Here is an 18,037-nt window from a genome sequence, read left to right on the forward strand (position 1 = left end):
TTAGGCGGCCTCCGGGCCGCCATTTTTTTATTCGCGTTTCAGCCGCTTCGAGTTGCACAGCCAGAGGGTGATCACCAGCAGCAGGATCGCCGCCGAGTAGATCAGCACATCGAGCGGGGATTTATGATCGACGATGATCAGCCGCACAATCGCGGTGATCCCAATGTAGACAAAATAACGCAGCGGGAAGTGAAAGCCGGACTGAAAGTACTTCACAATCAGGGCAATAAATTCAAAGTAGAGAAAGTAGACCACCAGGCCTTCCACCAGCGCATATTTGCTGGTTTGTTCAGGGGCGAACAGTACATCCGCCAGATGCACCGTCTCTTTGCCGAGAAAGACGACCAGTATCAGGCCAAGGCTCAACAGACCGAGGTTCAGCACGGTCTGGAGGATAGTTGAGATAAACTCAACGCGCGGGCGAGTCAGGGATGTCATACAGCACCTCATTCTCCAGGGCGAGGTTCCTGTATAACGCAAAAATGTGACGGGGATCTATATTTTTTAATTATGTTTTATGTAGGAAGAAAACCGATGGAGCGTAAACAAACCGGGGTTCGCAACGTGAGCTGTGGCGACAATGTGATCGTATATGAACCTGCTAACCTTTACGACTGTGTGCTGGGCAATGGCGTATTCGTCGGCCCGTTTGTTGAAATCCAGGGCAATACGCGCATCGGTGACGACTGCAAAATCCAGTCGCACACCTTCATCTGCGAGTATGTCACTATTGGTAAGCGTTGCTTTGTTGGCCATGGCGTGATGTTTGCCAACGATATGTTTCGGGAGGGGAAACCGAACGCCGACCGAGAGAGCTGGGGCCATATTACCGTGGGGAATGATGTTTCGATAGGCAGTGGAGCGACCATTCTGGCGGTATCCATCTGCGACGGTGCGGTGATTGGTGCAGGGAGCGTGGTAACAAAATCGATCGTCGAGAAAGGTGTCTATGCCGGGAACCCGGCGAGGCTACTGCGCCGCTTGTGATTCGCCCGGTGGCGCTGCGCTTACCGGGCCTACAAAATAGTAGGCCGGGCAAACGCAGTGCCGCCCGGCGTGAAGCATCAGCGGAAGTTAATGTTCTTATCGCTCGTCATGTCATACAGCTGGAACTTACGTCCAAGCTGCTGACCCCCGTCACGCGTCAGCGGCGTCCAGCCCACTGCCGCGCGGCTGCGGGTTGGGCCTGACGAGAACAGATCCAGCGGAATCGACACGTAGACCCCTTTGGTGAAGTCCCCTTCCCCGTATTCGTCCGGCGAGACGTTGGTGATGGTGGCGTAGCCGCCCACCACGACGCCGCTGTCGAAGTGTTTAGAGATATCCAGCGTACCGCCCTTATCGCCCGCCAGATACTGGCCGACGCTGGCTTTCACCAGCACGTCAGGGGCAAACGACGGCGTCCAGTAGGCGGTCAGATGGCCCGTTTTGACGCTGTAGTCGGTGAACTTCATCATGTCCTGCGCGCTGCGCCAGTCACGCTGCTTGACGTAGTTGGCATCCACCCCGAACGCCCAGTTACTGTCGACAGGACGATAAAGCACTTCCGCCCCCGCGCCGCCGTACATGGTTTCCAGATACCCACCGTACACCTGGCCGTAGAAGCCGTTGCCGAAGTACTGGAAGTAGTTGGCCTGCAGGTTATTCACGTAGGCATCGTTCTGCACGTATTCACGCACGCGGGTACGCACGCGCGGCAGCGTCGAGTCTTTTGGCGGGTTGGTGTAGTTGAATTTGTCGTAGTTGTTAGCGATGTTGCCGAACAGGCTGCCGGTGGTCAGCAGGTGGTCGGTGACCCACAGATCCGCTGTCGCCATCACGCCCAGCTGATACATGTAGAAGTTTTCAGGCCCGCCGACGGACTGGTTCAGCACCGGATCGATATGGAAATCGAAGCGCGATTTGTCGATATACCAGCCCTGCTCGGTGGTGTCCGGCACCACGGGCTCGATGCGTTTTTGCACCAGCTCGGTTTCATGCCCGAGCGGCTCGCCTTCCAGATGGCGCTTGAGGCTGGCAACGTCCGTTTCGGTTGTGACCTGCGGCAGGTTGAGACGGTTCTCCGTCACGCGGATCGTGCGGATCCCCTCCGGCAGATCGTTCATAACGATCCGGTTGGCGCGTTCGATCCCTTCGCGCGAGTCGCGGTATTTCACCTGCTCGCCGGTGACGTAAAGCGTGTCGCCCTTGGTCTGAATCTTCGGATCCGCCAGACCGGCATTGTATTTCAACAGCGTCAGCTGGTTTGCCACCACGGAGTGCTGCAGAATCGCATCCTGCGGCTCCGGCCGGTATGCAGGGCGCGCGTTATCATTGTAGTGTGGCCGCATGTCGTTAAAGTTGGTGCGCAGCGTGAAGCCAAACATCACCGTATTGCCGCGCTCGTAGCTGAGGTTAACGTCGGCCCAGTCGGTGACGCGATAAATGGCGCCGACGTTAAACTTGCTCTTCTGCTCAATCTTTCCGGCGAAGTCGTGCGAGTAGTCATTCCCTTCATATTCCAGCTTCAGGCGTAATGGCTGCCAGGGCGTTTGATACTCTACGCCGCCAAACAGCGATGCCGGGCCGTGGAACATCTGATCCCCGTTGATGGAACCGGCTTTTTTGTAGCTGTTATCGCGATAGCAGTATTTGTCGCTGTAGGAGCAAAACGGGTTTTTCACGTTACCGCTGGTGCCGAGATAGCCCCATCCCAGGCCGAGCGAGAAGTCGAACGGGCCCCAGGCTTTGCTGGCCACGATGTATTCCGCATCAAACAGACCGGTACCACCGATATCTTTGGCCCCCACGGACACCTGCGGCATCCAGTAGCTCTCTTCCCACAGGCGCAGCTTGACGTCGAAGGCTTTATCTTTGTAGGTCTGATCGCCGGAGAACGCCTCAACGCTGCTGTATTGTTTCGTACGCACGTCGGTATAGCGCAGCGTGGTTTCAAGCCACGGGAACAGCTGCACCGACGCCGAGTAGTAGCGATACTGGTCGTTATCACGGTAGTTAAGGCTAATTTCCCCTTCGCGCGCCATACGCGCGGTGGGCGTTTGCAGTAAACCGACGCCGCCGAAGTCTGACTGAGACGGGCCAATGGGTGCCGGATACGTTTCTGCATGGCAGGCGGCACTCACACAGAGCGCCAGCATGCTGTAGAGATAGGTTTTTTTCATTATTCCGGTATCCGCTGAATCAGGGAGTGAAGGATATCGGCGTTAAGCCCGTCATACGCCTTCGTCCAGAAATGGTCGGCAAAACCGACAAAAATGATGCTGCCCGGCATAGGTTCGATATGCCGTTTATTCCAGTAAGCGACGGGGGCTTTTTGTGTGTGTCCGTCAGGGTAAACCACCCAGGCATAGCTGTTATCGGCACCGCTCAGCAGGCTCTGCTCGTCGAGGTAGCTCGCCACGTCACGACCGGGCGTAAAAGGCTTTTTACCCGGGCTGCTGATAAGCCCCATCACGGTCACCGTCGTCGGCTTCGCCGGCAGCCAGAGCGTATACTCCCCTTCAAGCGTGGGGTTGCCCTTTTCCGTGACGCGCACCTCGTCTGGATCAAGATTGACTTTCTGACGGCCCGTCACCTTCAGCGCCTGCAGCTGCTGGCGAACGCTGTTAATGGCCGCCGCGTCGTCGCCATCTTCCTGCTCCGCTAACCCCGTCAGCCTGGCAAGGAGCGCCTTGTGCTGTTGTTCCGCTTCAGCGCTCTTCTGCCGTTCAGCGATTACTGCCCCTGGCCACCAGCTGTTGGCGAGCCTAGGCTGTCCGACGAGATCGATCAGATGCTCGGCGTGGGTTAAGGTTTTGGGTTTTTCACTGTCCGGCGTGTAGACATTTACCGTCCCTGCGGACCATGCCAGCGGCGCGGCAAGGCTGGCGAGAAGCGCAACGTGGATGAGCGTTTTCATGATTTCGCCGCCTTGATCAGGGTGGTTTTCACCGGGAAGAATCCGGCCCCGAGATACTGCAGGGACTGGCGGATCTGCCCTTCCTCGTCGATCCAGAAGCGGTTGTGCCAGGTGGCCTGGTCGGTGGTGACTTCTTCATCCAGCACGCGGACATGGGTTTCGTCGCTGCCGACTTTCACACTGTCCGTGCCGTCCCAGCGGAAGGTCGAGCGTGCCGTGGCGTAACGCACCTGCTTATGTTCGGTCCAGCCCATCGTGCGCGTCCAGCTTGCGCTGTCGGCGATCTGGTTCGGCTTGAGCAGCGGATCGGCAGCGATATTGTTCACTTCAAGCAGGTTGTCGCCGCCCAACAGGGTTTTCACGATACGGCCATGCTGCGTCACGATGGTAGCCTGATCCTGCGTCACCCATTTCTGCTGCCCGTTTTCATCGAAAGCGAGCACCACAAACAGCTGCGGGCCATCGTTAAGCTGCATGTACTGACTGGCATAGGGCATGTTTTGAAGTTCGTCATCGGTCAGATGTACGCCCGGTGTACCGAACATGCTTTCCCACAGTGAGTTTCCCAGCCCTTTAGTGGTGGCCGAGCACGCCTGCAGCAGCAGGCAAATCAGAATGATTGCAGGTCGCTTCACGACTCTTCTCCGAAGGGGCGAAATAACCACACCGAAGTGTGGTTATGATTAAAACACCCGCTATTACTGGGTGCTGGTTGTCGTGGTGGTCGTGGTTCCGGTATTGGAGCCATCACCGCCACCGGTTGCCGCCAGCGCGACACCCACGGCTGAACTTACGGTGCTGGCGCTGGCTGCGGTAGAACTTCCCGCAGACGCAGACGTCGCAGCCGAACCTGCCGCTTCCCCGACCTGAACCGGAGCTGCATAAACAGATGTCGCCGCAAGCGCAGATATGGCAAAAATGCCATACAGTACTTTCTTCATAACAATTTCCCTTCAATGAATGAATGGAGATTTGCCCGAAAAGAATTTCAGGCGGAATCGAGTATACACAACTCCTGCCGTGGGTTTGCCGTAAGGGGAAATAGGGAGAGGGTTTTCGGACTAATGGTTAAAATGGAAATGAAAGACAAATAGAAGAAATATATAATAGATAAAATTCAATAGGTTATAATATAGACATATTAATGAACTACTGCGTATTTTCTTAAAATAAACCGCAGCAATTAACGGGTTAAGCGCCTTTTTCGGATTAAACTCAGATCCAGAGTTAGAGTTAACTAACAGACATCAGGAATTATCCGATAAAAAAATGCCGGCATTATGCCGGCACGTTTTCATGACGTTTTAATTACGCGCGCCATGCTTTATAACGGTTGATCAAACCATTTGTCGAGCTGTCATGGCTGGCAATCGCTTTATCGTCACCCAGCTCTGGCAGAATACGGTTTGCCAGCTGTTTGCCCAGCTCAACGCCCCACTGGTCAAAGGTAAAGATGTTCAGGATGGCGCCCTGCGTGAAGATCTTGTGCTCGTACAGGGCAATCAGCGCACCCAGGCTGAACGGCGTGATTTCGCGCAGCAGGATGGAGTTGGTTGGACGGTTGCCTTCGAACACTTTGAACGGCACAACGTGGTGCAGCGTGGCCGGATCTTTACCCTGGTCACGGTATTCCTGCTCAACCACCTCGCGGGATTTACCGAACGCCAGCGCTTCGGTCTGCGCAAAGAAGTTCGACAGCAGCTTCGGATGGTGGTCAGACAGCGGGTTATGGGTGATAGCCGGAGCGATGAAATCGCACGGTACCATTTTGGTGCCCTGGTGGATCAGCTGGTAGAAGGCATGCTGACCGTTGGTGCCCGGCTCGCCCCAGATAATTGGGCCAGTCTGGTAATCCACCGCGTTGCCGTTACGGTCAACGTATTTACCGTTGGATTCCATGTTGCCCTGCTGGAAGTAGGCCGCAAAGCGGTGCATATACTGGTCGTACGGCAGGATCGCTTCGGTTTCAGCGCCGAAGAAGTTGTTGTACCAGATACCGATCAGCGCCAGCAGCACCGGCAGGTTTTTCTCTGGTGCGGTCGTGGAGAAGTGTTTATCCATCGCGTGCGCGCCGGAGAGCAGCTCAACGAAGTTGTCGAAGCCCACGGACAGGATGATGGACAGACCGATCGCAGACCACAGGGAGTAGCGGCCGCCAACCCAGTCCCAGAACTCGAACATGTTCGCGGTATCAATGCCGAACTCGCTGACGGCTTTACCGTTGGTAGACAGCGCCGCGAAGTGTTTCGCCACGTGCTTGTTGTCGCCCGCGGTTTTCAGGAACCAGTCGCGCGCGCTGTGGGCGTTGGTCATGGTTTCCTGAGTGGTGAAGGTTTTGGAGGCAACCAGGAACAGGGTGGTTTCCGGGTTCACGTTCTTCAGCACTTCGGCAATGTGGGTACCATCGACGTTAGACACAAAGTGCATATTGAGGTGGTTTTTGTACGGGCGCAGCGCTTCGGTCACCATGAACGGACCGAGGTCAGAGCCGCCGATACCGATGTTAACCACGTCGGTGATCGCTTTGCCGGTGTAGCCTTTCCAGCTACCGGAGATGATCGCTTCGGAGAAGGTTTTCATCTTTTCCAGCACCGCGTTCACTTCCGGCATGACGTCTTTGCCGTCAACGATGATTGGCGTATTGCTACGGTTACGCAGGGCCACATGAAGCACGGCACGGTCTTCGGTACGGTTAATTTTCTCACCGGAGAACATGGATTTGATGGCGTCGGCAAGCTCGGTTTCTTTCGCCAGATCCTGCAGTTTTGCCAGCGTCTCTTCGGTAATGCGGTTTTTGGAGAAATCCACCAGCATCAGGTCGTCGAAGGTCGCGGAGAACTTAGAGAAACGATCGGCATCCTTCGCGAACAGATCCGCGATGGTGACGTCTTTCATTTCATCAAAATGTTTCTGGAGTGCCTGCCAGGCAGCGGTCTGCGTTGGGTTGATGTTTTTCATTAGCAATACTCTTCTGATTTGAGAATTGTGACTGCGGTCGATTGTAGCGCCTGCAAATAAAAATTGTGATGGTTTTTATGCCATTGCCCTGGCCTGCATCAAACACAGGTGAAAAGACCCGAAAAGTATAGCTGCTGAAGTGCCCTCCTGGGGCGGCGAAATGTCGCCCAAAACAGGCTAAAATGGAGCATAAAATATGGCCCTGTTATAAGTCCTGTTTCTCAGGGGTACCCCCCCATAAAAAATCCGCATAATCCCAGCATTGACAGGACCTCCCCCGCATTTTATTTATAGGGCCGTATTTTGCGCCTGCACCTGTTTTCGTTTCACTCTTGTGCCAAGGTCGCTTATTCATTCCCTGACACGAGGTTGTTATGACGAGTTTTGTGGTCGCCAAATTTGGCGGCACCAGTGTGGCCGATTACGATGCCATGAACCGCAGCGCCGATGTGGTGCTGGCCGATCCGAATACCCGCCTGGTGGTGCTCTCAGCATCCGCCGGCGTGACGAACCTGCTGGTTTCTCTGTCTGAAGGACTGGAAGCGACAGAACGTTTCGTGAAGCTGGATGCACTGCGCAAAATTCAGTTCGACATTCTTGAGCGTCTGCAGAACCCGAACGTCATTCGCGAGGAAGTGGAACGCCTGCTGGAAAATATCACCACCCTGGCAGAAGCGGCCTCTCTGGCCACCTCCACCGCCCTGACCGACGAGCTGGTCAGCCACGGCGAACTGATGTCCACCCTGCTGTTTGTGGAAATCATGCGCGAGCGTAACGTTCAGGCGCAGTGGTTTGACGTGCGTAAAGTGATGCGTACCAGCGATCGCTTTGGGCGTGCCGAGCCGGACGTTGAGGCGCTGGCGGAGCTGACCAATCAGCAGCTGGCACCACGCCTGGCAGACGGTATCGTGATCACCCAGGGCTTTATCGGCAGTGAAGCGAAAGGCCGCACCACCACGCTTGGTCGCGGCGGCAGCGACTACACCGCCGCGCTGCTGGGCGAGGCCCTGCATGCAACGCGCGTGGATATCTGGACGGACGTTCCGGGCATTTACACCACCGACCCGCGCGTCGTTTCTGCGGCTAAACGTATTGATGTGATCGCCTTTGAAGAAGCCGCGGAAATGGCCACCTTCGGCGCGAAAGTGCTGCACCCGGCAACGCTGCTGCCGGCCGTACGCAGCGATATTCCGGTCTTCGTGGGTTCCAGCAAAGATCCGAAAGCGGGCGGGACGCTGGTCTGCAAGAAAACCGAAAACCCACCGCTGTTCCGCGCCCTGGCCCTGCGCCGTCGCCAGACGCTGGTGACGCTCCACAGCCACAATATGCTGCATTCCCGTGGATTCCTGGCGGAAGTGTTTGGCATTCTGGCGCGCCACAATATCTCGGTGGATCTGATCACCACCTCTGAAGTGAGCATTGCGCTGACGCTGGACACCACCGGCTCTACCTCCACCGGCGACACGCTGCTGACGCAGTCTCTGCTGATTGAGCTTTCTGAGCTGTGCCGCGTGGAAGTGGAAGAAGATCTGGCGCTGGTTGCCATCATTGGCAACAAGCTGTCGCGCGCCTGCGGCGTGGGTAAAGAGGTGTTCGGCGTGCTCGACCCGTTCAGCATCCGCATGATCTGCTACGGCGCATCCAGCTACAACCTCTGCTTCCTGGTGCCTGCCGATCAGGCTGAGCAGGTCGTGCAGAAACTTCATCAGAATTTGTTTGAATAAAATTCGTTAGCACGATAAACAATACCTATAAGCCGGGCACAGACCCGGCTTTTTCATAACTAAACAACACGACAATACTGCAAGGAATCCACTATGTTATCCGCCGTTACGCGGCTGTTCCCGTTATGGGCGCTGCTGCTCTCCGTACTCGCGTATTACACCCCCGCCACTTTCACGGGCATTGGTCCGTGGGTCGCCACGCTGCTGATGCTGATCATGTTCGGTATGGGCGTGCATCTGAAAATCGACGACTTTAAACGCGTGCTGTCTCGCCCTGCGCCCGTCGCAGCAGGGATCTTCCTGCACTACCTGGTCATGCCGCTTGCGGCGTGGCTGCTGGCAATGGCCTTTAAGATGCCGCCCGATCTCTCCGCCGGGATGGTGCTGGTAGGCAGCGTGGCCAGCGGCACGGCGTCCAACGTCATGATCTACCTGGCGAAAGGCGACGTGGCGCTCTCCGTCACGATCTCGTCCGTTTCCACGCTGGTTGGCGTCGTTGCCACGCCGCTGTTAACCCGCCTGTACGTGGACGCGCATATTCAGGTGGACGTGATGGGCATGCTGCTCAGCATTCTGCAAATTGTGGTGATCCCGATTGCGCTGGGGCTGGTCATTCACCATCTTTTCCCGCGCATGGTGAAGGCCGTTGAGCCGTACCTGCCCGCGTTTTCGATGGTCTGCATTCTGGCGATCATTAGCGCCGTGGTGGCGGGTTCCGCATCGCACATTGCCTCCGTGGGCTTTGTGGTGATCATCGCCGTGGTGCTGCATAACACGATTGGCCTGCTGGGCGGCTACTGGGGCGGGAAGCTGTTTGGTTTTGACGAATCGACCTGCCGTACGCTGGCAATCGAGGTAGGCATGCAGAACTCCGGCCTGGCGGCGGCACTCGGTAAAATCTACTTCTCCCCGCTGGCGGCCCTGCCCGGCGCGCTGTTCTCCGTCTGGCATAACCTCTCCGGCTCGCTGCTGGCGGGCTACTGGTCCGGCAAACCGATTGATGAACAAACGAAAAAAGATGCGGTGAAGCAGGGTTAATTTACGCGGCTTGCTTTACACTGAAGCCTCTCTATCATGAGGCTTCAGCAATGGCTACACCACGTTTGACCCAGAAAGACATGACGGAAGCCGAGCAGCGCGAACTGAAAACGCTTCTCGACCGCGCCCGTATCGCACATGGCCGCACGCTGACGAACGCCGAAACCAATCAGGTGAAAAAAGAGTACATCGATAAGCTGATGGCGCAGCGTGAGGCCGCGGCGAAAAAAGCCCGCAAGCTGAAAAAAGAGCAGGCTTATAAACCGGATGCAGAGGCGACCTTTTCCTGGTCCGCCACAACGTCTACCCGTGGAAGGCGCTAATCAGCGCCCTTTCTTTTTGCGCCCCGGCTGGGTAAAGCGTTTTCCATTACCCGGCTTGCCTCGCCCCTTATCTTCCGCCTGCGGCGCCTTCACCACCGGGCGCTTAATCGCCTGAGTTTTCGGTTTTGCTTTGGCCTTCGGCTTCGCTTCGGACGAGGAATTCTCGATAAGCTTGAAGAGTTCAATCAGCTCGTCATCCGTTAAATCGCGCCACTCGCCCAGCGGGATGCCGGACAGGCTGACGTTCATGATGCGCGTGCGTTCCAGCTTCGTCACTTCATAACCGAAGTGTTCACACATGCGGCGGATCTGGCGGTTCAGGCCCTGCACCAGCGTAATGCGGAACGCGAACGGCGCTTCTTTCTTCACCTTACACTTTTTCGTGACGGTACCGAGGATCGGCACCCCGGCGCCCATGCCGCGAATAAATTCGTCCGTGACCGGCTTATTGACCGTCACAATGTACTCTTTCTCGTGGTCATTACCGGCACGAAGAATTTTGTTGACCAGATCGCCGTGGTTGGTGAGGAAAATCAGCCCCTGTGAGTCTTTATCCAGACGGCCAATCGGGAAGATACGGCTGCTGTGGTTCACGAAATCAACGATGTTGTCCCGCTCACCGTCTTCCGTGGTGCTGACAATCCCAACCGGTTTGTTCAACGCGATAAACACCAGGTCTTCAGCATCACGCGGTTCGATGACCTGACCATTCACTTTAACCACATCGCCAGGGACCACCTGGTCGCCGATGGTGGCGCGTTTGCCGTTAAGAAACACGTTACCCTGTTCAATGTAACGGTCAGCCTCGCGACGTGAGCAGATCCCGCTCTCGCTAATGTATTTGTTTAATCGGGTTGATTGAGTTGGCAGCATAGTTTCTCCTGTGAAGGGCGAAATATACCTTACCTTGCGGCTGACAAAAAAGTGTTAGTAGCCGTTGATCAAAAAATCGAGTGCATCCCGCAATGAAGCCCGGTTTTGCGTAAGATCGGCAACACGCTCACCTAACTCTTTTGGCGATATGCCAGCCATCATGTGCATCATGACCACGCAGGGCTTACCCGCTATCTCAACGACAGGGCACACTTTCGCAGGCGGCTGAATGCCTCCCAGATGGCTAAGCTCAACTGCTGGTGCGACCAGGACATGCTTCATCACATTGGCCACGGGATGCTGCATATTGATTAGCCAGGGATAGGCAGTTTTCCCCTTACCCTCATTCTCATAAGCAAAATATTGTTCCATCAGAACGATCTCTGAGAATCACTAAAGGAGCCGTTTTCATCAACCCACTGGTTAATGGCCTCAATAGAAGCTTTATTTTCTGCTAACCACTCTGCGCGCTGATGCGCTCGAAACTGCTCCTGCAGCGCAGCCGTGAGTACAGCAGAGAGATTAAGTTTAAGCCGACGCGCCTCTTCAAGGATTTCTGGTGCTAACGACACATTGACTGATTTTTTGATGCCATGAGTAGCGCGCATGAGAACCCCCATCGGAATGCGCATGAATTGGCGAAGTGTAGCGTAATAAACGAGCATTTTCTATTCCCTTCAAAATGTAAGGTCTGAAGAGTAAATTGCGCTTTATAAGGTGTCACGCCCCGCAAAACGGTTTTGCGAGGCGCTTTCAGAGATTAATACTCATCCCGCTCGTCGTCTTCATCCGGCTGTTCCATCACGCTGTACGCTACCGCGCAGAACAACGAGTTGAGACGCTTCATATCCCCCAGCAGCCCCAGATGCAGGGAGCTGGTCTCGATGCTCTGCACGTTCTGCTGGTGCAGACGCTCAACGTGGGCGTGCGAGTAGCGGCGGTTCAGAATGCGGAAACGATGCTTGTTGCGACGCAGGCGGCGCGCGCTCGGCACGTCGCTGGAGAAGAAGACCAGCATCGCCAGCTTGAGGTTGCTGACCAGCTGTTCGTGCAGCGCTTCCAGCTCCTTCAGGCCTTCACCTGAAAACGCACGACGCGCGGCAAGGGATTTGTCGGCGATCTCGCTGCCCATACGCTCAACGATATCCGAGGCCTGCTCAAGGTTAAGCGACATTTCGATGATTTCCGCCCAGCGGCGGGACTCCTCTTCCGCCAACTCGTCCTGCGGCATACGCGCCAGGTAAAGCTTAATGGCGGTATAGAGCACGTTGATATCGTCCGCCAGTCTGCGCAGTTCTTTCTCTTCACGCGGCTCGCCGTGCATCACCTTTTGCAGGCCTTCGAGCATGGTTTCCATTGCGTCGCCCATGCGCAGCGTCTCGCGAGCGGCATTCGCCAGCGCCAGCGCCGGGGTATCCAGCGCGGAGGTATCCAGGTGCTTCGGCTTCAGGCGCGCATCCAGCTCCGGCTCGTCCTGAATGAGGCGTTCGCAGAAGCGGGCCATCGGCGCGGCAAAAGGCACCATTGCCAGGCAGCGCACCAGGTTGTAGAACACGTGGAAGTAGATCACCAGCTCCGCCTTCGGCAGCGGTAGATTGTCCATCAGGTTCGCCAGCGGGTGAACGAACGGCAGAATAATCAGGCTGCCCACCAGCTTAAACAGCAGGCTGCCGAGAGCCACGCGGCGGGCGGCGGCGTTGGCCGCGCTGTTATTGAGCATCGCCAGCAGGCCGGAGCCGAGGTTGGCCCCGATCACCAGACACAGCGCCACCGGGAAGGAGATCGCCCCTGTGGCGGTTAAGGTCGCCGTCAGAAGAACCGCCGCCAGGCTGGAGTAGCTGACGATGGCAAATACCGCGCCAATGAGGGCGTCAAGCATGATGTCCCCGGTCAGGGAGGCAAAGATGACCTGCACGCCGTTGGCCTCGGTGATTGGGGTGACCGCCTGCACAATCAGCTCCAGCGCCAGCAGGATCAGCCCCAGGCCTATCCCTACGCGCCCGAGCTGCCCGGCACGCGTCTGCTTGCGGCCAAGGAAGAAGATAACGCCGATAAAAATCAGCAGCGGCGACAGCCAGGAGAGATCGAAGGTCAGGATACGCGCCATCAGCGCGGTACCTACATCCGCACCCAGCACAATCACCAGCGCCGGGGCCAGCGCCACCAGATCCTGCGCCACAAAGGAGGTGACAAGCAGGGTCGTGGCGTTACTGCTCTGAACCAGTGCCGTTACGCCAATGCCCGCGCAGAAGGCGAGCGGCTTCTTCTCAACGCTGCTGCTGAGAACGGTACGTAAGCGCGCGCCAAATACGCGCATCACGCCGGTACGGACGATATGGGTGCCCCATACGAGCAGTGCGACTGCAGAGAGCAGGTGTAACAACGTCAGCACGGAAGTTTTTCCTCCTTATCGTTATTCGTTTTCCATAGGTTCAGTATAAGGGTTTAAACGTAAGAAAGAGACAGGGCGCCCAATGAGCGCCCTGTTTGTTGTAAGGAAAAGTGATTTTAGTCGGCGTCGTAGCCGAGATTTGGCGCCAGCCAGCGCTCCACTTCAGACACGCTCATCCCTTTGCGCAGGGCGTAATCTTCAATCTGATCCCGCTGCAGCTGCGCCACGGCAAAGTACTTGCTGTCCGGATGGCTGAAGTACCAGCCGGAAACTGACGCGCCTGGCCACATGGCGAACGACTCGGTGAGCTTCATGCCGGTATGGGCTTCCACATCCAGCAGCTTCCAGATGGTGCCTTTTTCGGTGTGTTCCGGACAGGCCGGATAGCCCGGCGCCGGGCGAATCCCCTGGTAGTTTTCGCGGATCAGATCCTCATTGCTGAGGTTTTCATTCGCCGCATAGCCCCAGTGCACCTTGCGCACGCGCTCGTGCAGGTACTCGGCGAAGGCTTCCGCCAGGCGGTCGGCAATCGCTTTCACCATGATTTTATTGTAATCATCGTGCTGCGCTTCGAACGCGTCCGCCAGCGCATCTTCTTCGAGACCGCCGGTTACCGCAAAGGCGCCGATATAGTCGGCTTTACCACTCAGCTTCGGCGCGACGAAATCGGCCAGGCAGTAGTTGGCAAAGCCCACTTTCTCCGTTTGCTGGCGCAGATGGCGGCTGACCGCCAGCACGTGGGTGCGGGTTTCATCACGGTAGATTTCTACATCGTCGCCCACGCGGTTCGCCGGGAACAGGCCCACCACGCCGCGCGGGTTGAGGGTTTTCTCTGCGCTCAGCGTGTCGAGCATGTCGTTGGCATCTTTAAACAGGCGCTTCGCCTCCTCGCCGACCACCTCATCTTCCAGGATGCGCGGATATTTGCCCGCCAGCGACCAGGTCATAAAGAACGGCGTCCAGTCAATGTAGTTGCGCAGCGTCTCGATGCTGGCCGTCACGTCCTGCACGCCCAGACGGTGCGCGACCGGCGGCGTGTAGCTGGACCAGTCGAAGGCCAGATCGTTATCGCGCGCAGCCTGCAGCGAAACAGGCGGGGTGCGCGGCTTCTTACGGCCGTGCTGGATGCGAACGGTTTCGTACTCTTTACGGGTGCGCGCCACAAAATCGTCGCGCTGGGTGTCGGAGAGCAGCGCGGAGACCACGCCCACGGTGCGCGAGGCGTTCTGCACGTAGACCGTCGGGCCGCTGTAGTTCTGCTCGATTTTCACCGCCGTGTGCGCTTTCGAGGTGGTCGCCCCGCCAATCAATAGCGGAATGGTGAAGCCCTGTCGCTCCATCTCTTTTGCCACGTTGACCATTTCGTCGAGCGACGGCGTAATCAGGCCGGAGAGGCCAATCAGGTCGGCGTTCACCTCGCGCGCGGTCTTGAGGATTTTGTCCGCCGGGACCATCACGCCGAGGTCGATAATCTCGTAGTTATTACACTGCAGCACTACGCCAACGATGTTCTTGCCGATGTCGTGCACGTCTCCCTTAACGGTGGCGATAACCATCTTGCCGTTGCTGGAGCCTTTCTCTTTGCTGGCTTCGATGTAGGGTTCCAGATACGCCACCGCCTGCTTCATCACGCGGGCGGATTTCACCACCTGCGGCAGGAACATTTTACCCTCGCCGAACAGATCGCCGACCACGTTCATGCCGTCCATCAGCGGGCCTTCGATCACCTCAATTGGGCGGGCTGCCTGCTGGCGCGCCTCTTCGGTATCGAGCTCGATAAATTCGGTGATGCCTTTGACCAGCGAGTATTCCAGACGCTTTTTCACGTCCCAGGAACGCCACTCGGCCTGCTGAACGTTTGCCGCCTCATCCGATTTGCTGCCGCGGTATTTCTCCGCCAGGTCCAGCATGCGCTCGGTGGCGTCGTCGCGGCGGTTAAGGATCACGTCCTCGACGGCGTCGCGCAGCTCGGCAGGGAGATCGTCGTAAATCGCCAGCTGGCCGGCGTTAACGATCCCCATGTCCATGCCGTTGCGGATGGCGTAGTAGAGGAACACGGCGTGGATCGCTTCGCGCACCGGGTCGTTGCCGCGGAACGAGAACGACACGTTCGATACGCCGCCGGAGATCAGCGCATGCGGCAGCTCGCGCTTGATGTCCTCACATGCGCCGATAAAGTCCTGGGCGTAGTTGTTGTGCTCTTCAATCCCGGTCGCGACGGCGAAGATATTCGGGTCAAAGATAATGTCTTCCGGCGGGAAGCCCACCTCTTCGGTCAAAATCTTGTACGCGCGGCGGCATATCTCAATTTTACGCTCGCGGGTATCCGCCTGGCCCACCTCGTCGAAGGCCATGACCACCACGGCGGCACCGTAGCGGCGGATCATCTTCGCGTGGTGGATAAAGATATCAACGCCCTCTTTCATCGAGATAGAGTTGACGATGCCTTTACCCTGGATGCACTTCAGCCCTTTTTCGATGACCTCCCACTTGGAGGAGTCGATCATGATCGGCACGCGGGCGATGTCCGGCTCGCCGGCGATCAGGTTGAGGAAACGCACCATCGCCGCTTCGGCGTCGAGCATCCCCTCGTCCATGTTGATATCGATAATCTGCGCGCCGCTTTCCACCTGCTGGCGGGCAACGTCCAGCGCTTCGCTGTATTTCTCTTCTTTGATCAGGCGCTTGAACTTTGCGGAACCGGTGACGTTAGTACGCTCACCCACGTTCACAAACAGGCTGTCGTCGCCGATGGTCAACGGCTCAAGACCGGAAAGGCGACAGGCAACCGGAAGCTCGGGCAGCTTGCGCGGCGGCAGTCCGGCCACGGCGTTGCTCATAGCCGCGATGTGCTCCGGCGTGGTGCCGCAGCAGCCGCCGACGATGTTCAGGAATCCAGACTCGGCCCACTCGCGGATTTGCGCCGCCATGGTGTCGGCATCGAGATCGTATTCACCGAACGCGTTCGGCAGACCGGCGTTCGGGTGGGCGGTGACGTAACATTCCGCGATACGGGAAAGCTCCTGCACGTACTGGCGCAGTTCATCCGGCCCCAGCGCGCAGTTCAGGCCAAAGGAGAGCGATTCGGCGTGACGCAGGGAGTAATAAAACGCTTCGGTTGTCTGACCGGACAGGGTACGGCCGGAAGCGTCGGTGATGGTGCCGGAAATCATGATCGGCAGGTCAACGCCCAGCGCCTCAAACTCCTCTTTCACCGCGTAAATCGCGGCTTTGGCGTTGAGGGTGTCGAATACGGTTTCAATCAGGATCAGATCGGAACCGCCTTCCACCAGCGCTTTGGTCGATTCGCGGTAGGCGGCAACCAGCTGATCGAAGGTGATATTACGAAACGCCGGGTCGTTGACGTCCGGTGAAATCGACGCGGTGCGGTTCGTCGGGCCAAGCACCCCGGCAACGTAGCGAGGCTTGTCCGGCGTGCGGGCCGTCCACTCGTCGGCGCAGGCGCGCGCCAGCTTCGCGGCTTCCAGGTTGATTTCCGCCGACAGGGATTCCATCTGGTAATCCGCCATGGCGATGGTTGTCGAGTTAAAGGTGTTGGTCTCAACGATATCCGCCCCCGCTTCGAAGTAGGCGTTGTGGATATCCTTAATAACGAACGGCTTGCTGAGCACCAGCAGGTCGTTGTTCCCTTTCAGGTCGCAGGGCCAGTCGGCAAAGCGTTCGCCGCGGAAATCGTCTTCACTCAGACGATACCCCTGGATCATGGTGCCCATGCCGCCATCCAGCACCAGAATTCGTTCATTTAACTGCGCACGCAGTTGCTCTACTTTGCTGCTCACACTTGCTCCCGACAACGCTCAACAAGGCCAAAAGGCTGGGTTCCATACTGGCACAATCTCGCAGGGTGGAAAAGTCGCACAGCGGTAACATGAGACATGTTCACCATCACTCCTCCGATCAGTCAGGATAACGGTTGCAAATTCACCAAATAAAACGAAAATGATTTCCACGATACAGAAAAAGGAGATCGTCATGGTCGCGACCGTTCCCGCTAAACGCGGCAGAAAACCTGCTGCCACCACCGCCGCCGCACAACAGGGCGGACAGGTTCAATCGCTCACGCGCGGTTTGAAACTGCTGGAGTGGATAGCCGAGTCGCACGGCAGCGTGGCCCTGACGGAGCTGGCCCAGCAGGCTGGCCTGCCGAACTCCACGACGCACCGCCTGCTGACCACCATGCAGCAGCTGGGCTTTGTCCGCCAGGTCGGCGAGCTGGGGCACTGGGCGGTGGGCGCGCACGCGTTTATCGTCGGCAGCAGCTTCCTGCAGAGCCGCAACCTGCTGGCGATTGTGCACCCGATTCTGCGCAAGCTGATGGAGGAGTCCGGCGAGACCGTAAACCTGGCGGTGCTGGACCAGAGCGACCACCAGGCGATTATCATCGACCAGGTGCAGTGTACGCAGCTGATGCGTATGTCCGCACCGATTGGCGGCAAGCTGCCGATGCACGCCTCCGGGGCGGGGAAAGCGTTTCTCTCGCAGCTGAGCGAAGAGCAGGTGACGGGGCTGCTGCACCGTAAAGGGCTGCACGCCTACACCCACGCCACCCTGGTATCGCCCGTGCATCTGAAAGAAGATCTGGCCCTGACCCGCAAGCGCGGCTATTCGTTTGATGATGAAGAACATGCCCTGGGCCTGCGCTGCCTCGCGGCCTGTATTTTTGACGAGCACCGCGAGCCGTTTGCCGCGATCTCCATCTCCGGTCCGATTTCGCGGATGACCGATGACCGCGTGACCGAGCTGGGTGCGCTGGTGATTAAGGCGGCAAAAGAGGTGACGCTGGCGTATGGTGGGATTCGTTGAGATTGAG

16 protein-coding genes are annotated in these 18,037 nt (G+C 57.3%); 5 read left to right on the forward strand and 11 right to left on the reverse strand.

All coding sequences use genetic code 11. From position 1 onward, the window contains the following. Window positions 1–27 precede the first annotated feature (27 nt). Window positions 28–438 (reverse strand): phosphate-starvation-inducible protein PsiE, encoded by a 411-nt coding sequence (gene psiE / locus ACJ69_RS15910; protein WP_000202963.1) that lies wholly within the window; start codon window positions 436–438, stop codon window positions 28–30. 96 nt (window positions 439–534) lie between these two features. On the opposite strand from psiE, the gene ACJ69_RS15915 reads away from it, so the two are divergent. Next, a complete protein-coding gene (locus ACJ69_RS15915) occupies window positions 535–987 on the forward strand; it encodes an acyltransferase (protein ID WP_054830151.1) in 453 nt (150 codons plus the stop codon). A gap of 77 nt (window positions 988–1,064) precedes the next feature. On the opposite strand, the gene ACJ69_RS15920 is transcribed toward ACJ69_RS15915, so the two are convergent. The 5 genes from ACJ69_RS15920 to pgi all read right to left on the reverse strand — a co-directional run bounded on the left by ACJ69_RS15920 (window position 1,065) and on the right by pgi (window position 6,856). Next, the gene (locus tag ACJ69_RS15920) at window positions 1,065–3,161 is read right to left on the reverse strand and encodes a YjbH domain-containing protein (RefSeq protein WP_029740624.1); all 2,097 of its coding nucleotides are present in this window, start codon (window positions 3,159–3,161) and stop codon (window positions 1,065–1,067) included. Further along, window positions 3,161–3,898: a capsule biosynthesis GfcC family protein gene (locus ACJ69_RS15925; RefSeq protein WP_059347306.1), complete on the reverse strand. Its 738-nt coding sequence runs from the start codon at window positions 3,896–3,898 to the stop codon at window positions 3,161–3,163. Before ACJ69_RS15925 ends, ACJ69_RS15920 begins: the two co-directional genes overlap by 1 nt. Then, window positions 3,895–4,533: a YjbF family lipoprotein gene (locus ACJ69_RS15930; RefSeq protein ID WP_059347307.1), complete on the reverse strand. Its 639-nt coding sequence runs from the start codon at window positions 4,531–4,533 to the stop codon at window positions 3,895–3,897. Before ACJ69_RS15930 ends, ACJ69_RS15925 begins: the two co-directional genes overlap by 4 nt. A gap of 63 nt (window positions 4,534–4,596) precedes the next feature. Further along, complete coding sequence (gene yjbE, locus ACJ69_RS15935; protein WP_008503423.1) at window positions 4,597–4,839, reverse strand: exopolysaccharide production protein YjbE; 243 nt, start codon at window positions 4,837–4,839, stop codon at window positions 4,597–4,599. 367 nt (window positions 4,840–5,206) lie between these two features. Continuing rightward, window positions 5,207–6,856, reverse strand: coding sequence for a glucose-6-phosphate isomerase (gene pgi, locus ACJ69_RS15940; RefSeq protein WP_054830152.1), 1,650 nt, complete (start codon window positions 6,854–6,856; stop codon window positions 5,207–5,209). Between the two features lie 374 nt (window positions 6,857–7,230). On the opposite strand from pgi, the gene lysC reads away from it, so the two are divergent. The 3 genes from lysC to ACJ69_RS15955 all read left to right on the forward strand — a co-directional run bounded on the left by lysC (window position 7,231) and on the right by ACJ69_RS15955 (window position 9,941). Continuing rightward, the gene (gene lysC, locus ACJ69_RS15945) at window positions 7,231–8,580 is read left to right on the forward strand and encodes a lysine-sensitive aspartokinase 3 (RefSeq protein WP_023309996.1); all 1,350 of its coding nucleotides are present in this window, start codon (window positions 7,231–7,233) and stop codon (window positions 8,578–8,580) included. A 93-nt stretch (window positions 8,581–8,673) separates the two neighbouring features. Continuing rightward, on the forward strand, window positions 8,674–9,618 hold the full coding sequence (gene panS / locus ACJ69_RS15950; RefSeq protein WP_059347308.1) for a ketopantoate/pantoate/pantothenate transporter PanS: 945 nt from the start codon (window positions 8,674–8,676) through the stop codon (window positions 9,616–9,618). A 50-nt stretch (window positions 9,619–9,668) separates the two neighbouring features. Beyond that, window positions 9,669–9,941 carry a YjbD family protein gene (locus ACJ69_RS15955; RefSeq protein ID WP_032662654.1) on the forward strand — a complete coding sequence of 91 codons (273 nt, stop codon included), beginning with the start codon at window positions 9,669–9,671 and terminating at the stop codon, window positions 9,939–9,941. On the opposite strand, the gene rluF is transcribed toward ACJ69_RS15955, so the two are convergent. The 5 genes from rluF to metH form a co-directional block, all read right to left on the reverse strand. Next, the gene (gene rluF, locus ACJ69_RS15960) at window positions 9,942–10,814 is read right to left on the reverse strand and encodes a 23S rRNA pseudouridine(2604) synthase RluF (protein WP_023309993.1); all 873 of its coding nucleotides are present in this window, start codon (window positions 10,812–10,814) and stop codon (window positions 9,942–9,944) included. A 54-nt stretch (window positions 10,815–10,868) separates the two neighbouring features. Next, the gene (locus tag ACJ69_RS15965) at window positions 10,869–11,186 is read right to left on the reverse strand and encodes a CcdB family protein (protein ID WP_029740630.1); all 318 of its coding nucleotides are present in this window, start codon (window positions 11,184–11,186) and stop codon (window positions 10,869–10,871) included. After that, window positions 11,186–11,479, reverse strand: a complete 294-nt coding sequence (locus ACJ69_RS15970; protein WP_032662656.1) for a type II toxin-antitoxin system CcdA family antitoxin — start codon at window positions 11,477–11,479, stop codon at window positions 11,186–11,188. Before ACJ69_RS15970 ends, ACJ69_RS15965 begins: the two co-directional genes overlap by 1 nt. 95 nt (window positions 11,480–11,574) lie before the next feature. Continuing rightward, on the reverse strand, window positions 11,575–13,206 hold the full coding sequence (locus ACJ69_RS15975; protein WP_023309990.1) for a Na/Pi cotransporter family protein: 1,632 nt from the start codon (window positions 13,204–13,206) through the stop codon (window positions 11,575–11,577). 116 nt (window positions 13,207–13,322) lie between these two features. Beyond that, on the reverse strand, window positions 13,323–17,006 hold the full coding sequence (gene metH / locus ACJ69_RS15980; RefSeq protein WP_059347309.1) for a methionine synthase: 3,684 nt from the start codon (window positions 17,004–17,006) through the stop codon (window positions 13,323–13,325). A 193-nt stretch (window positions 17,007–17,199) separates the two neighbouring features. On the opposite strand from metH, the gene iclR reads away from it, so the two are divergent. Then, on the forward strand, window positions 17,200–18,030 hold the full coding sequence (gene iclR / locus ACJ69_RS15985) for a glyoxylate bypass operon transcriptional repressor IclR (RefSeq protein ID WP_038417708.1): 831 nt from the start codon (window positions 17,200–17,202) through the stop codon (window positions 18,028–18,030). Window positions 18,031–18,037 lie beyond the last annotated feature (7 nt).

Source organism: Enterobacter asburiae (genome assembly GCF_001521715.1).
Lineage (GTDB): Bacteria > Pseudomonadota > Gammaproteobacteria > Enterobacterales > Enterobacteriaceae > Enterobacter > Enterobacter asburiae.